Here is a 16,048-nt window from a genome sequence, read left to right on the forward strand (position 1 = left end):
TTATACCTTTTCTTGTTCTTCGATGTCAAGTTGTATGGATGACAAAAACTTTTGTAGTATAATTATTGCTGACTGCTTATTCTTAATAATCTTTCTATCCTTTCTTTTAACATTAGCCTCTATTAAAACCCTCTCTACCTCCATAGTAGTGAATCTTTCATCTACTAAATAGGTTTTGATTTTAAATTTTTCTTCTATTTTCTTAGATAATTCTTTTATTTTTTCTGTTTTCTCATTCTCATGTCCTCTTAAGCTTATCGGATAGCCAATCACTATCCCTTCAATATCATATCTTTGAAGTATACCTTTGAGATAGTCGAAAAAGGATTTTTCGTTTTTAAACTCTATAACATCTAATCCTTGAGCTATAACCCCTAACGGATCAGAAATAGCAAAACCTATATATTTTTCTCCCCAATCTATTCCAAGATATCTACTCATTTGTTTTTAAAATAATCCTTCAAATATTCCTTAATTCTTGTGATATCTATTTTAGGAATATTAAACTGTGCTAATGTATCCCTTCCTCCACCTCTTCCTTTAAACTCTTCTGTTATTACTCTTACTATATCTTTAGCAAGAATATTTCTATCTACTAACTTAGGACTTATCATAACTGTACCTGTAAAACGTCCATCAATCTCTTTTAGAAAAACTATAACAAGATTTTCTTTTTTACTCTTTAAATAATCTCCCAATCTTTTTATAGCCTCATTATCCATGTCAACAATTTCACAAAGTATAGCTATATCCCTAATCATCTCAATTTTATTTAGTAAATTAGAGGATTCTTTTTTAATTATTTCTTCCTCTAGATTTTCTATCTTTTTATCTTTTTCTTTTAACTCTGAAATTAATCTTTCAATTCTTAAAGGTATTTCTTCCATATTATTTGCACCTAATAAATCCATAGACTTTTTAAGAATACTTTCCTTTTCTTTCTGATATTCCCAAGCTTTAATTCCACATACTGCAAATATCCTTCTTATTCCACTCCCAATTCCTTCTTCTCTGAAAATGTAAAAACTTCCTATCTCTCCCGTATAATCTACATGAGTACCACCACAAAGCTCCATACTAACATCCTCAATTTTAATGACCCTAACATCCTTCTGATACTTTTCAGTAAATAAAGCTATTGCTCCCATTTTTCTTGCTTCATCTAATGTAGTCCAGAATTTATCAACTTTAAAATTTGATAAAATATTTTTATTTATCTCTCTCTCAATAAGTCTCAATTCCTCATCTATTATAGGAGAATGGTGAGTAAAATCAAATCTTAAAAATTCTGGAGAAACTAAAGATCCAGATTGCATAATATGATTACCTAAAATCTTCCTAAGAGCTGAATGTAATAAATGGGTGGCAGTATGATGTCTCATAGTATGATATCTTCTTTCTTTATCTACTTCTGCCTTAACCTTCATCCCTTCCTTAAAGATTCCTTTAACTACTTTTCCTTTATGAAGAATAAATTTATCTCCAAGTTTTCTTACATCAGAAACTATTACCTCCACATTATCATTAAATACCTTGCCAGTATCTGCAACTTGACCTCCACTTTCTGGATAAAATGGTGTTTTATCTAATACAAAGTATACTTCTTCCTCTTCTTTTATTTCTTTATTATGTTTATTTCCTAAGAAAAAAAGAACGTTGCTTTCAGAAGAAAGAGTATCATATCCTACAAATTCAGTGTTAGGAATCTCCCTTAATTGATATACCTCATCATCGGATAATGATATGAATGTACTTTCAAGTTTTTCTTGAGTAGATAATCTTGCTTTCTCTCTTTGTTTCTCCATTTCTTTATTAAATCCTTCAATATCAACTTTAAATCCTACCTCTTCTGCAATTTCCTGCGTCAATTCAATAGGAAAACCATAAGTATCATAAAGTTTGAAAGCAAATTCACTATTAACAACTTTACTTGTAGATTTTCTAAAATAATCCTCCAAAAGATTAAGACCTTGCTCTAAGGTTCTTATAAATTGCTCCTCTTCTTTGATAAGTACTTTCATAATATAGTCAGATTTTTCTTCCAATTCAGGATAAGCATCTTCCATTACTTCTACAACAGTAGGCACAATTTTGTAAAGAAAAGGCTCTTTCACTCCTAACTTATAAGCTCTTCTTAATGCTCTTCTTATTAACCTTCTCAAAACATAGCCTCTTCCCTCATTAGTAGGAACCACACCATCACTCATAAGAAAAGTTATAGCTCTAATATGATCTGAAACCATTCTTTCTGTAACCAAATCAGAATCCTTAATAATTTCTTTTACCTTTTGAATAATTGGTTGAAAAAGATCTGTTTCAAAAACATTACTAACATTCTCAACAACTGTTACTATTCTCTCAAGCCCCATTCCTGTATCTATATTTTTCTGAGGTAAAGGAGAAAGTTTTCCCTCTTCATCCATATAGTAAGCCATAAATACTAAATTCCATATCTCCATAAAACGATCGCAAGGATCACCTGGCTTGCAATTTTCTTCCTCCTTAGATTTGGGACCAAAATCATAATATATCTCAGAACATGGACCACAAGGTCCCGTGGGTCCTGGAGGACCCCAGAAATTATCCACTTTTCCTAATCTTACTATTCTTTCTTTTGGAATTCCCATAATTTTATTCCAAATTTCAAAAGCCTCATCATCTTCCTCGTATACAGAAATCCAAATTCTTGATAAAGGAATCTCTAATTCTTTCGTCAAGAATTCATAAGCAAAACCAATCGCTTCCTTCTTAAAATAATCACCAAAAGAAAAATTACCAAGCATCTCTAAAAAAGTTAAGTGCCTTGGGGTAAGGCCGACCTTTTCTATGTCTGTAGTTCGAAAACATTTTTGAATTGTGGTAATACGCCTTTTAGGGGGTATACCTTGCCCTAAAAAATATGGTTTAAAAGGAACCATCCCAGCAGTGGTAAAAAGTAATGTGGGATCATCTGCAGGAACTAAAGATGCACTGGGTAAATGTAAATGGCCATTTCTAACGAAATATTGTGTAAATTTCTCTCTTATTTGTTGGCTTATTCTCATTTCTACAACCCCTCTAATGAAAGAATTTTTTTAAACAATTATTAAAAGCCCCGCTGTGCCGTGATGCCGAAGTCCTTGTGCCCCGTTCCACAATTTTGAGGCCTACCCTGCTTGGTTATGTAGCTCTTTAAGAGCCGCAATCCCAAGTCAGGAGATCAGCCTCCTGAAACAAGGTGTTGAGCCAGGACCACAGCATACACCACGCACACAGCAGGGCTTTCTAAATTGAATATACCACAAAACCAAACAAATTTCAATTACAACCCTATTTTTGTGGTAAGGTTACTTTCTGAAGTAGCACTGAAAGTCTAACTTTCGTCATAACTAAAATCTGCGGATCAGCTTTATCACCTAATTCTTCAATAATCTTATAAGTTTTTATGGCATCAATGATATTGTCTTCTTCTTCGTAAATAGTAGCTAAAATATACAAAGCATTTGAATTATCTTTATTCCTTTTAAGTACTTCCTTGATGTCTTTTTTAGCTTTATCAAATTTACGTAATCTTTTATACTCTAATGCTCTCTGTAAATAAAACCTATTTTCCTCACCACTTATAAAAAGCCCCTTTTTAAAGGTTTCTTCAGCTTCTTTTATTTTTCCTTCTTCTTCTTGAATAATACCTAAAACTATGTATAACTCCTCTTTGTCTTTATATTTTTTGATTTTTTCTTTCAATAATTTTTCAGCCTCTCTATATTTTTTAGCTGCCATAAACTTATAACTTTGGTCAATAGTCTCTAAGATCTCTTCAGCAGGTGTCTTGTAATTTAAAGCTATAAAAATAATTAGCCCGATAGTCATAATAACAACAACACTTCCTAAAAAAATTCTTTTTAATTTTCTTCTCCTTTTTTCATCCACTATTTCAACTATGTGCCACCACCAATACTCTTTAGGATAAAGATTAGATTTGTCCTTTAGTCTATTACTCTTTCTCATTATCTTATACAAAGAATTTATATTCTTCTTTAATTCGCCATCTATTTCACTCAATCGAGAAAGCTCTGGATCAATTGTAACATTTAATTTTTTCAGATCAATAAGCAATTCCTCTACTTCTTGTCTTAATGTCAAAAATTTTTCAATATATGACTCACTTTCTTTAAAATCAGGTACTATAAGTCTTCCAGAAATCTTCTTCAACTCTTCTAATTTATCCCTCAATTTTTCTAGAGGACTTTCTTTCATTATTTATCCCCTTTTATAGTTATTAAAACTACTGCAACTGCATATTTATGAGTATGAGAAATACTCACCTTTATATCTTTAACTCCTTTTTGAAGAGCAAATTCAAGAGCTTTATTCCTAAGATTAATCTCAGGCTTTCCACTTATTCCGTAAAGAATTTCCACATCTTTCCAATCCCAACCTGAATATCTCACACCAATGGCTTTTATAAAGGCCTCTTTGGCTGCAAAACGCGCAGCCAAAGAGGGATATAAATCTTTTTTCCCACTTAATTGCTCTAACTCTCTTAAAGAATATATCCTTTCTTTAAATCTTTTATATTTTTCACATAATTTCTTTATTCTTTCTATCTCAACAATATCCAAACCTACCTCAATAATCACGTTCTCCATATTATCTATTCTACCGTAACTGATTTTGCTAAATTTCTTGGCTGATCTATTTCTCTACCTAAATTATTAGCCATATAATAGGCAAAAAGCTGTAAAACAACAGCAGCTAAATATGGGTAATAAAAAGGATCAATATTAGGCATAGGAATCAAATCGTCTACCAAATTTAATAATTTTTCATCCTTTTCATTACCTATAGCTATAATTGGAGCTTTACGTGCCTTTGCTTCTTCTAAATTATTTACCATTTTAGAATAGGTCTCATCTTTATATACCAAACCAAAAACAGGAGTATCAGAATCTAAAAGGGCAATAGGACCATGCTTCATTTCTCCTGCAGGAACCGCCTCAGCATGTATATAAGATATCTCTTTAAGCTTTAATGCACCTTCCAAGGCTAATGGATAATTTTTACCACGAGCAAGATATAGAAAATTTCTTTTCAAATAATATTTATCCGAAATATTTTTTACAAGATTCTTTACACTATCTAAATAGTTTTCTAAATAAGTGGGCAGTAAATTCCAATTATCTAAATTAATATTTTCTTTTAAAACTTTAGCTTTTATATAATCTTTTAATAGACCTAACCATATTAATTGAGCTATAAAAGTTTTTGTAGCCGCTACCCCAATCTCAACTCCAGCTTTAAGCCCTATTACATAATCGCTTTCCCTTGCAATAGTACTTTGGGTATTATTCACTAAAGATAAAACTTTAAAACCTTTCTCTTTCAAATTTTTAACTGCTGTAATCACATCTGCTGTCTCACCAGACTGACTTATAGCAATAAAAAGAGTATTTTGAGGAACCTTTAGCGATCTGTAATAGATCTGTGATGCGAGTTCTATATCTACAGAAAAAGGAAGCTCTGATTCCCATAGAAATTTTGCAAAATAGCCTGCATGATATGATGTACCACAAGCAATTATGAAAGTATGTTGAACTTTATCCCATTCAATATTACTCTCCTTTAACTCTTTAATTTCAAAAACATTATCGTACCTTTCTAAATTAGAAATAATTCTTCTTGCAACAGAAGGTTGTTCAAATATCTCTTTAAGCATAAAATGAGGGTAACCATCTTTCTCAGCCCTTATATTATCTTGGGGTATTTTTATTGGATTAATTGTAATTAATTTACTCTTATCACCTGTCACATGGAATATCTCTACTTTTTCGGGAGAAACCTTAGCAAATTCATTATCTTTTAAAAAATAAAAAGTATCTGTATACATACCTAAAGCAGGAATATCAGAAGCTATAAAATTCTCTCCTTTTCCATATCCTATAATCAGTGGACTTTGCCTTCTTATAGCAAAAAGTTCTCTATTTCTTCTCTTATCCATAACTAAAAAAGCAAAGGATCCTTCAAGTCTTCTGAAGATTTCTTCAATAGCCTCCTCTAAGCTAAGTTTTTCTTCTTCTAAAAGATACTCTAAAAGATGAACTGAAACTTCAGTATCTGTTTGACTTAAGAATTTATGACTTTTATTCTCTAAAAACTTTTTTACCTCTTTGTAGTTTTCAATTATTCCATTATGTACTAAGGCAATATTTTTTAAACAATCCACATGAGGATGTGCATTTTCGTAAGTAATACCACCATGAGTAGCCCATCTTGTATGACCAATACCAATATTTGAAATAGTAGAAAAATCTAAACTATTCTTAAGGTCTTGTACTTTTCCTACCACTTTTTTAATTTCTATCTCTCCATTTTTTATATAAGCAATACCAGCTGAATCATAACCTCTATACTCTAATTTCTCGAGACCCGATATTATATAAGGCAAAGAATTATTACTTCCTGTATATCCAAAAATACCACACATCTTTCTCCTCCTCCTTAAATTTTTCTGGGAGAAGGAGAATGTCCCTATAGCTACTTAGGGACCTTTTGTCCTGGTAGTCACCCACCAGTTTTGTGAGTCCCCTTAAGGCAGGTAGCTACTGCCTGGAGGCATCCGCCGAAAACCTCGATTAACCTCCACCTCGTCAACTTGCCTAAAAGGCAAGTCCTGGCGCTTAGATACTCAAATAACTTAAAATTTTCTCTTTAATATCTTTTAGAAAACAATCTAATTCCTTTTTAGGGACATCTCCTTCTAATGTGATTCTTAAAACTGGTTCTGTGCCAGATCTTCTTATAATAATTCTTATACTATTATCCTTTATCACCTCCTTAGCAATATCCATTATTCTTTTCTCATCATCTTCTGTAAGTTTTATTCCACTTATATTTATCTTATCATGTACTTGAGATAAAAGTTTTATTTCTTCCAACATTCTTACAAAATCATCTTTCATATGCTTAAAAATTTTTACTAAAAAAAGAGATGTGAGAATTCCATCTCCTGTAGGTAAATAATCAAAAAGAATTATATGGCCAGAAGTTTCTCCACCTAAATTTAAATCATGTTTTAGTATAGTCTCAAGTACATACCTATCACCAACATTTGCCCTAATAAGTTTTATACCTTTTTTATCTAAATACATCTCAAGCCCATAATTGGTCATAATTGTACCAACTACTTTGTTATTTCTTAGGATTCCTTGCCTTTTAAAATATTCTGCAAGAATACCCAAAATTTTATCTCCATCGATAATTTGATCTTTAAAGAATACTATAACTCTATCCGCATCTCCATCATATGTAAATCCTATATCAGCCTTACTTTCTATAAAAAGAGCTTTACCTATCTCTGGATATACTGCCCCACAATTTTCATTTATATTAAGACCATTATATTCAATATTATAAGCATACACTTCTGCCCCTAATTCTCTATAAATTTCAGGTGCCACATTAGATGCAGATCCATTAGCACAATCCAACATAATTTTAAAACCAGTGAAGTCTTCATTCACTACTTGTTTAAGATAATTTTTATATATTTCTTTTCCTTCATTAAATTGAAATATTCTTCCTATTTCATAAGGGTCTGCCCTGTAATAATTATCAGTTCCTTTCATGTATTCTTCAATCTTTTCCTCTACTTCATCAGGTAACTTAAATCCATCATTAGCAAAAATTTTTATACCGTTATATTTAACAGGATTATGGGAGGCTGAAATTACAATACCCAATAAAATATCTGGATTAGTTTTAACTAAATAAGATACAGATGATGTTGGCAATATTCCAGCATCTAATACATCTATACCACCTGAAGTAAGTCCTGCTGACAAAGCACTTTTTATCATATCACAAGATCTTCTCGTGTCTTGAGCAATAATAACCTTCTTGCCTCGAGAATTCTCAAAATAACCTAAAAGAGCTCTAGCTAATTTATACGCGAGCTCAGGAGTTAAAGCTTTATTAACAATACCTCTAATGCCATCAGTACCAAAAAGTTCTCTCACTTAATTTCACTCCTCTCCTTTTCCAAAATAACAATATCATATTTTTCATTTACCTCTTTACCTTGCCAAAAACCAACCACTTCAAAATTCTTTCTTACCTCACCAGTTACAATTAATTTTTCACCTTCAGCAGGAATTCCAGTAGTACTTAATACAGTAATCTGAAAGTTTTCAAAAGTAAGAGAATAGGCAGAATATATACTTCCCCATATACCATAAGGGTTTGTAGCCTCACCTTTTAGGGTTATTTCTTTCCCTATATATTTTTCTATATTTCTCCATTTCTCTCTCCATGGAGAGTCTTTTAACCAATCGTAATAACTATAACCAATAAAACATAATAAAAGAAATGAAAAAATTAAAAAATTTCTTATTCTTTTATTTTTAAAAAATTTCATGACAAATTACCCCCTACATATATAGGAAGTCCATAACCACAATAAGGACATTTATTATTGTGTCGTAAAAGATTTTTTCTTATAAAATATCCTTCTCTTACAATTAATTCACTACCACAAGAAGGACAATATGTAGTACTACCCCTAACATCCCTTACATTTCCAGTATATACATAATTTAATCTTTTTCTTCCTTCTTCATATGCAAAATTAATTATTTCAAGAGGAGTGGGAGGCTCTATAAATTTATATGCTGGAAAATATCTAGTAAAATGTAAAGGAATATCCTTACTAATTTCCGCTACCCATTCAATTAATCCGATTATTTCTTCCTTCTTATCATTATAATTTGTTATAATTAAATTTGTTAACTCAATGTGAATCTCTTTTTCAAAAGCCAAAAGTATAATTCTTTTTACCTTTTCTAAGTCTCCTTTACAAAGTTTTCGATAAAAATCAGGATTAATTGACTTAATATCTATATTCATAGCATCTATGAATGGAGCAATCTCTAAAAAAGGTTCTTCCTCAACAAATCCATTAGTCACAAAAACATTTTTTAAGTTATATTCTCTCGCGAGTTTAGAAACGTCAAAAACAAATTCGTACCATATAAAAGGCTCATTATATGTATAAGCTATTCCTATGGATTTATTTTTCAAAGCAATATTAACAAGAGTTTCTGGAGAAATCTCTTCTAAGTAAATTTCCTCTGGTAAAACTTGAGAAATACTCCAGTTTTGGCAAAAAGGACACTGAAAATTACAACCTGCTGTGCCCACAGAAAGAATCGAATTTCCTGGATAAAAATGGTATAGAGGTTTTTTTTCAATAGGATCTAAAGCAATAGAACTTACTTTTCCGTATATAAGAGTTACAAGAGTACCTTCTCTATTTTCTCTAACACCACATATTCCTCTTTTATTAGGATAAATTATACATTTATGAGGACATAAAAGACAGTGAACTTTCTTTTGATCTAATTTTTGGTAAAATAGAGCCTCTCTCATTAATCATTCCTTAAATCTTTGAACAGAAAACCTATATATTTTAAAATCCTCATCGGGATATATTCCAGCCTTAGCAAGAGCGATATTTAGCTGTTCTTCCACTGTATCCACACCTTCTAAATCAGGAAGTAATACCCCTTTTCTCCATCCTTTCTGAACTACAATACCATATCTTTTGGGATCAAGTTCTGTAATATTTTGAACTTCTTCCAAAGGGGAAAGAATATCTACAGAAATTTCTATATTATCTAACTCATCTAAGGACACAGGAGGAAATCGAGGATCTTCAGTAGCTGCACTTATAGCATTCCTTATAATTTCCTCAGCTATATTGGGAGTAGTAGGTAAAATAGTACCAATGCATCCTCTAAGCTCTCCATTTTGTCTTTTATGTAAAGACACAAATACACCTGATCTCCTTCTAAGAAGTTCATGAGGTAAATCCGAGGGAGGAGAAATTACTCTCCCCTCCCTGAGGTATGTCTCAATAGCTTTCCTTGCCAAAGAGACTATATGATAACCAATATCCATATAAATTCTTCCACATTAACGTTTTGAGTATTGAGGTGCTCTTCGTGCTCTCTTTAAACCATACTTTTTTCTTTCTTTTTCTCTTGGATCTCTCTTTAAAAGTCCCTCTTTCTTAAGAAGAGTTCTCCAATCAGCTTTTAAGGCAACAAGAGCCTTAGATATTCCATGAGCAAGAGCTTGAGCTTGAGCACTAACTCCTCCACCAATCGTTTGAGCTAAAACATCCACTTGATCTTTCATACCAGTAAGTTCCAAAGGCTTTTGTACCACTTTATGGAAAAAAATTCTCCCTCCAAAATACTCTTCCATTGGTTTATCATTAACTATTATTTTACCTTCTCCTGGAAATCTAAGCCAAACCTTTGCTCTTGCTGTCTTTCTGCCACCTACCTCATGAATTACTTTTACTTCCTGATTTGCAAACTCCAACATTTATCCCTCCCGTTTTATATATTCAGTTCTTTTGGCTTTTGTGCTTGATGTGGATGATCAGGTCCAGGATAAATCTTTAATTTCTTTAACATTTTTCTTCCTAATGGACCCTTAGGTAACATTCCCTTAACAGCCAGATATATTAACATCTCTGGCTTCTTAGCTTTTAATTCCTTAGCAGGAATTAATCTATGCCCTCCTGGATATCCTGAATGAAAGAAATAGATTTTTTGATTTTCTTTTTCTCCTGTAAGAACTACATCCTTAGCATTAATCACAATCACAAAATCCCCTGTATCCACATGAGGTGTAAAAATAGGTTTATGCTTACCCCTTAATATTTTAGCTATCTCTGAAGCAAGCCTTCCAAGAACTTTTCCTTTAGCATCAACCACATACCATTCTCTTTTTACCTCTTCTTTTTTTGCCATAAAAGTTTTCATTTTTAAATATTCCTCCTTTCCCGTTGCATTTTAATATAAATTTGTAAAATATGTCAATAATCTATTTTATATAAATATAAACCATTAGAGGGAGCAGGAGCTGAAAATCTATCTTTATATTCCTCTATTAAATAACTCTCAAAATCCTCTAAACTTTTTCTACCTAAGGATATCTCTACCATACTACCTACCAAAAACCTTACCATTTTTCTTAGAAAGTAGGGGGCACATATGAAATAAAAAAGATAGTTTTTTTTAAAACACCAAAATGATTCAAAAATTTCAATAATAGTATTTTTTTCTGATTCTTTAACTGCAAAATTCACAAAATCATGTTTACCTTTTATAATAAATGCTGCTCTCATTAGTAGATTCCTATCAAGAGGCCCTTTTATCCACCAAGAAAAGTCATTTAAAAAAATATTTTTCTCTGAATGATTATATATGAAATACATATACCACCTTCTTTTAGCAGAAAACCTTGCATGGAAATTGTCTTCAACCTTTTCAACCTTTTTCACTACAATGTCCGTAGGAAGTAACTTATTCAAAACAGATTTAATTTTTTCTTCCTCCCATTCTCTTTGAGATTTAAAACTAATTACCTGTCCCAATGCATGGACACCAGCATCAGTTCTTCCAGCTCCAACAATTTTTATCTCCTCATTAAATATATAACTCAATATTTTCTCCATCTCCCCTTGAACTGTTCTTTTACCTTTTAATCTTTGAAAGCCATAAAAATCTCTTCCTAAATAAGATATCTCCAATTTCCAGTTTGGCATATCAACTAAAAAATACCAGCAATAAAATTGGATATAAAATACCAATAGTCAAGAATACTAAATCCTTTATAGTCCAATGAGATATTCTATATCTTGTTCTTCCCTTTGCTCCTCTATAACAACGAGCTTCCATAGCTTCAGCCAGCTCATTTGCTCTTCTAAAGGCATTTATAAATAAAGGAATAATTATAGGCAGTAAACTTTTGGCTTGAGATATTAAATTTCCTTTTCCAAATTCCGCTCCTCTCGCCTTCTGGGCTTTAATAATCTTATCTGTTTCCTCTAAAAGAGTAGGAACAAATCTTATTGCTATAGTCATCATCATGGAAAATTCATGTACAGGAAATTTAACAAAATTTAATGGCTTTAATAGATCCTCAATAGCTTGGGCTAACTCTAATACTGAAGTGGTAAGAGTAAGAAGGGAAGTTATCAATACTAAGTATATGAGTCTTAAAGACATAAATAAAGCCATTTTGATACCATTGTCAGTAATATGAATAATTCCATATCTAAAATATACTTTTCCACCTTCCTCTCCAAAGAAAAAATGAATTACAAACGTGAATAATATCAAAAAATAAACTGGTTTTAGACTTCTAATAAAATAGTTTATTGATAAAGAAGATAACAGTATTCCAAGTAAAACTAAGAGAAAGAAAAGTAAATAAGAATAGAAATTCAGTTTAAGAAGGAAAATAATAATTATCAACCAAAAAGATACTATAATCTTAGCTTTAGCACTAATTCCATGAAGTAAAGAATTTCCCGGAATGTATTGTCCCAACGGAAATGTCTTTAAGATTTCCATATCGAAATATGCTCCTTAAAAGCTACAATTCTCTCTACAATTTCATGCACAGTAAAGGCTCCTTCTAAAGGATAGCCTTTATCTTCTAATACCTTTCTTAATTTAAGAATTTCCGGAAGCTCCAACTCTGCTTCTTCAACTTTTTCGTAATTTAAAAACAATTTTTCAATAGGACCATCAAAAATAATTTTTCCTTCTTTTAAAACTATTATCCTCTTAACGGTTTTTATTATCTCATCCAAATCATGAGAAACCAAGATTAAGGTTTTATTTTTACTTTGTATCCACCTATTAATATAGTTCATTATTTCGATCTTACCTTTAGGATCTATGTTTGCAGTAGGCTCATCCAATATAAGTACCTCTGGATTCATAGCAAGAATACTTGCAATAGCCAATCTTCTTTTTTCTCCACCAGAGAGATTAAATGGAGATCTATCTTTAATCTCTTCATATGGCAATCCAACTGTAATAAGGGCTTCTCTTACACAATTTTCTAACTTTTTATCTGATATCCCTATATTCCTTGGACCAAATGCTACCTCTTCAAAAACTGTCTCAGCAAAAAACTGATGTTCTGGATATTGAAAAACAATCCCTATAATCTTACAAAGTTCTTTAGAATTCCATTTTCTAATATCTCTGTCTTTTATAAAAATTTCTCCTTGAGTAGGATAAAGAAGACCTGAAATCAACTGAATCAAAGTTGATTTACCAGATCCTGTTTTCCCTATTATTCCTATACTTTCCCCTTCCCTTATATCCAGAGAGATATCTTTAATTGCTTCTCGTTCTAAGGGGGTCTTTTCTAAATATATGTATTGTACATTCTTAAGGCTTATCAAAGCCATACAGAAAGTTCCTCAATGGTAAGAATGGGATGAGGTATTTCAAAACCTCTTTCGACTAAACATTTAGAGAGTTTTGTAACTAATGGTACAGAAAGTCCCCATTTTTCTAACTTTTCGTCTTCCATAAATATCTCCTTTGGAGAACCTTCTAAAACTATCTCTCCTTTATTAAAGACTGCTATTCTATCCGCCCATACAACCTCTTCCATATGATGAGTAATAAGTATAATAGAAGTTTTCTCTTCTTTATATAATTTTTTTATAACCTCCATTATCTCTTTTCTACCTTTTGGGTCCAACATAGTTGTAGGTTCATCTAAAACTATATATTTAGGTAACATGGCCAATATTCCAGCTATTGCTATTCTTTGTTTTTGTCCACCAGAAAGAAGATGAGGAGGATATTTTCTATATTCTTCCATCCCGACAGATTTTAAAGCAAAAGCAATTCTTTCTTCAATCTCCTTGGGAGGCAAACCAAGATTTTCACAACCAAAAGCTACATCTTCCTCAACAGTCATTCCTACTATTTGATTATCCGGGTTTTGAAAAACTAATCCTACCCTTTTTCTTATTTCCCACAAATTTTCAAAGTTTTTAGAATTTAAACCATCAACGATCACGTCACCATATGTAGGAATAAAAAGGCCATTCAAAAGCCTTGCAAAAGTTGACTTACCTGAACCATTAGCCCCAATAACAGCTAAAAAAGAAGGAGAAGGTATCTCTATATTAATATCTTTTAGAGCTACCTTCTCCTGAATCGTACCTTCATGATAGACATAAGAAACATTTCTCAATTGAATCATTATACAAGTTCAATTACCGCCTCTTCTGCTGCATCCCCTCTTCTAAAACCAGCTTTTAATACTCTTGTATATCCACCATTTCTATCTTTATATTTTGGAGCTATTTCTACAAAAACCTTTCTTACAAGTTCTCTATCTTGTAACCATGCATAAACTAACCTTCTATGATGCACAGAGTCATCCTTGGCTATAGTAAGAAGCTTCTCAGCTAATCTACTTACCTCTTTTGCTCTTGGTAAAGTTGTAACTATCTTTCCGTTTTTAAATAAAGAAATTAAAAGAGCTTTTAAGAGAGCCTTTCTTTGAGGTGTTGGCTTACTTAATTTTCTATATGCCTTTCGATGTCTCATTCTAAGTCCTCTCCTTTCTCTAAATCAGGGTTTTCAGTATCCCTTAAACTCAAGCCTCTTTCTCTAAGCTTTTCCTCCAATTCTTGGAGAGACTTTAAACCAAAGTTTTTAATCTTCATTAGATCTTCTCTTGTTTTTGTAAGTAAATCCTCAATAGTATGTATACCAGCATGTCTTAAGGAATTATATGCGCGAGTTGAAAGACCTAAATCCTCAAGAGTTAATCCCTTCTTGCTCTCTTCTTCTAAAGTTGTAATTTCCTCAGTTACTTCTTCATAAGAAATTTGAAAGTCTTTCTCTGCTAAAAGTTTAAAATATTCCATAAGAATTCTCGATGCTTCTCTAAAAGCTTCTTCTGGAGTTATAGATCCGTTAGTCCATATATCTAAAACAAGTCTATCCAAATCTGTCCTTCTACCTACCCTCGTCTTTTCTACCTCATAACCAACTTTCTTTACAGGAGAAAAAATAGAATCTAAAACTAAAACTCCAATAGGTTGGTTAGGCTCTTTATTTTCTTCAGCAGTAACATAACCCTTTCCTTTTTTAACTTCTACTTCCATTCTAAATGGTACTTTATCGACTAAGGTTGCAATTTGTAAATCAGGATTTATTATTTTAACATTAGCAGGTACTACAAAATCTCCTGCCTTTATTACTCTTGGACCCATAACATCAAGATGGAGTATATGGGAATTATTATCTTCTATCTTTACTACCATCTTTTTCAAATTCATTAATACTTCAAGAATCTCTTCTTTAAGACCTGGAAGCACTTCTAACTCATGTTTCACTCCTTCAATCTTTACAGAAACAACTGCTGCACCCTCGATAGATGATAAAAGTATTCTCCTCAAAGCATTTCCAATAGTCCAACCATAACCCCTCTCTAAGGGTTCTACTATGAAACGACAATAATCATCAGTTTTCTTTTCAATAATAACCCTTACATTTTCTTCTATTAGCAAATTATCTACCTCCCTTATCCTGCCACAAAAACTATCTAGAGTAGAACTCTACAATAAGTTGTTCTTGTACTGGTGTATCTATTTCATTTCTGGCAGGAAGTCTCAAAACTCTACCTTTAAAATTATCTTTATCCAATTCTAACCAAGGAGGAACAGACCTACCTCCCAATACAGAAAGAGCTTCTTGAACTGGAAGTAAATCTTTATCTAAAAGTTCTATTATATCTCCTGGTTTTACATTAAAAGATGGTATATTTACTCTTCTTCCATTAACAGCAATCTTACCATGAGAAACTATTTGTCTTGCCTGATCACGAGAAAGTGCCCATCCAAGTCTGTAAACCACATTATCAAGTCTTGTTTCTAATAATTGTAAAAGACGTTCACCTGTAACCCCTCTTCCTTTAGAAGCTATCTCAAAATATCTTCTAAACTGCCTCTCTAATACACCATATATTCTTTTAGCTCTTTGTTTTTCTCTTAATCTCAATCCATATTCTGTTAGTTTTCTCTGAGCTCTGCCATGCTGTCCTGGAGCATAAGATCTTCTATCAAAGGGACATTTTTCAGAAAAACATTTTGTACCCTTTAAAAATAATTTCATTCCTTCTCTTCTACACAAACGACAATCTGGTCCTGTATATCTTGCCATTTTCTCTCCTCCCT

Annotated in this window: 18 protein-coding genes; all 18 read right to left on the reverse strand. The window is 32.0% G+C overall.

What is annotated here, in order from left to right; all coding sequences use genetic code 11:
• The 18 genes from ruvX to rpsD all read right to left on the reverse strand — a co-directional run bounded on the left by ruvX (position 1) and on the right by rpsD (position 16,034).
• Complete coding sequence (gene ruvX / locus ACY3IT_RS06785) at positions 1 to 441, reverse strand: Holliday junction resolvase RuvX (protein ID WP_463082201.1); 441 nt, start codon at positions 439 to 441, stop codon at positions 1 to 3.
• Positions 438 to 3,044 carry an alanine--tRNA ligase gene (alaS, locus tag ACY3IT_RS06790; protein ID WP_463082202.1) on the reverse strand — a complete coding sequence of 869 codons (2,607 nt, stop codon included), beginning with the start codon at positions 3,042 to 3,044 and terminating at the stop codon, positions 438 to 440. Before alaS ends, ruvX begins: the two co-directional genes overlap by 4 nt.
• A 265-nt stretch (positions 3,045 to 3,309) precedes the next feature.
• A complete protein-coding gene (locus ACY3IT_RS06795) occupies positions 3,310 to 4,236 on the reverse strand; it encodes a tetratricopeptide repeat protein (RefSeq protein ID WP_463082203.1) in 927 nt (308 codons plus the stop codon).
• Positions 4,236 to 4,628 (reverse strand): holo-ACP synthase, encoded by a 393-nt coding sequence (gene acpS / locus ACY3IT_RS06800; RefSeq protein ID WP_463082204.1) that lies wholly within the window; start codon positions 4,626 to 4,628, stop codon positions 4,236 to 4,238. Before acpS ends, ACY3IT_RS06795 begins: the two co-directional genes overlap by 1 nt.
• Before the next feature lie 5 nt (positions 4,629 to 4,633).
• The gene (gene glmS, locus ACY3IT_RS06805) at positions 4,634 to 6,463 is read right to left on the reverse strand and encodes a glutamine--fructose-6-phosphate transaminase (isomerizing) (RefSeq protein WP_463082205.1); all 1,830 of its coding nucleotides are present in this window, start codon (positions 6,461 to 6,463) and stop codon (positions 4,634 to 4,636) included.
• A 193-nt stretch (positions 6,464 to 6,656) separates the two neighbouring features.
• Entirely contained in the window at positions 6,657 to 7,994 is a 1,338-nt protein-coding gene (locus tag ACY3IT_RS06810) for a phosphohexomutase domain-containing protein (protein WP_463082206.1), read from the reverse strand.
• Positions 7,991 to 8,392, reverse strand: a complete 402-nt coding sequence (locus ACY3IT_RS06815) for a hypothetical protein (protein WP_463082207.1) — start codon at positions 8,390 to 8,392, stop codon at positions 7,991 to 7,993. Before ACY3IT_RS06815 ends, ACY3IT_RS06810 begins: the two co-directional genes overlap by 4 nt.
• Entirely contained in the window at positions 8,389 to 9,402 is a 1,014-nt protein-coding gene (gene amrS / locus ACY3IT_RS06820) for an AmmeMemoRadiSam system radical SAM enzyme (RefSeq protein WP_463082208.1), read from the reverse strand. The genes ACY3IT_RS06815 and amrS overlap by 4 nt, the downstream gene beginning before the upstream one ends.
• A gap of 3 nt (positions 9,403 to 9,405) precedes the next feature.
• Positions 9,406 to 9,933 carry an AmmeMemoRadiSam system protein A gene (amrA, locus tag ACY3IT_RS06825; RefSeq protein ID WP_463082209.1) on the reverse strand — a complete coding sequence of 176 codons (528 nt, stop codon included), beginning with the start codon at positions 9,931 to 9,933 and terminating at the stop codon, positions 9,406 to 9,408.
• A gap of 15 nt (positions 9,934 to 9,948) precedes the next feature.
• Entirely contained in the window at positions 9,949 to 10,365 is a 417-nt protein-coding gene (gene rpsI, locus ACY3IT_RS06830) for a 30S ribosomal protein S9 (protein WP_463082210.1), read from the reverse strand.
• Positions 10,366 to 10,379: 14 nt separating this feature from the next.
• Positions 10,380 to 10,808 carry a 50S ribosomal protein L13 gene (gene rplM / locus ACY3IT_RS06835; protein ID WP_463082211.1) on the reverse strand — a complete coding sequence of 143 codons (429 nt, stop codon included), beginning with the start codon at positions 10,806 to 10,808 and terminating at the stop codon, positions 10,380 to 10,382.
• 53 nt (positions 10,809 to 10,861) lie between these two features.
• Positions 10,862 to 11,593: a tRNA pseudouridine(38-40) synthase TruA gene (gene truA, locus ACY3IT_RS06840; RefSeq protein WP_463082212.1), complete on the reverse strand. Its 732-nt coding sequence runs from the start codon at positions 11,591 to 11,593 to the stop codon at positions 10,862 to 10,864.
• A 1-nt stretch (position 11,594) separates the two neighbouring features.
• Positions 11,595 to 12,404 carry an energy-coupling factor transporter transmembrane component T family protein gene (locus ACY3IT_RS06845; protein ID WP_463082213.1) on the reverse strand — a complete coding sequence of 270 codons (810 nt, stop codon included), beginning with the start codon at positions 12,402 to 12,404 and terminating at the stop codon, positions 11,595 to 11,597.
• The gene (locus ACY3IT_RS06850; protein WP_463082214.1) at positions 12,392 to 13,255 is read right to left on the reverse strand and encodes an energy-coupling factor transporter ATPase; all 864 of its coding nucleotides are present in this window, start codon (positions 13,253 to 13,255) and stop codon (positions 12,392 to 12,394) included. Before ACY3IT_RS06850 ends, ACY3IT_RS06845 begins: the two co-directional genes overlap by 13 nt.
• Positions 13,246 to 14,064, reverse strand: coding sequence for an energy-coupling factor transporter ATPase (locus tag ACY3IT_RS06855; protein ID WP_463082215.1), 819 nt, complete (start codon positions 14,062 to 14,064; stop codon positions 13,246 to 13,248). The genes ACY3IT_RS06850 and ACY3IT_RS06855 overlap by 10 nt, the downstream gene beginning before the upstream one ends.
• Positions 14,064 to 14,414 (reverse strand): 50S ribosomal protein L17, encoded by a 351-nt coding sequence (rplQ, locus tag ACY3IT_RS06860; protein WP_463082216.1) that lies wholly within the window; start codon positions 14,412 to 14,414, stop codon positions 14,064 to 14,066. Before rplQ ends, ACY3IT_RS06855 begins: the two co-directional genes overlap by 1 nt.
• Entirely contained in the window at positions 14,411 to 15,382 is a 972-nt protein-coding gene (locus tag ACY3IT_RS06865) for a DNA-directed RNA polymerase subunit alpha (protein WP_463082217.1), read from the reverse strand. Before ACY3IT_RS06865 ends, rplQ begins: the two co-directional genes overlap by 4 nt.
• A gap of 31 nt (positions 15,383 to 15,413) precedes the next feature.
• Complete coding sequence (gene rpsD, locus ACY3IT_RS06870) at positions 15,414 to 16,034, reverse strand: 30S ribosomal protein S4 (protein WP_463082218.1); 621 nt, start codon at positions 16,032 to 16,034, stop codon at positions 15,414 to 15,416.
• Positions 16,035 to 16,048: the final 14 nt, after the last annotated feature.

It is taken from the genome of Dictyoglomus sp. GBS (assembly GCF_055179815.1).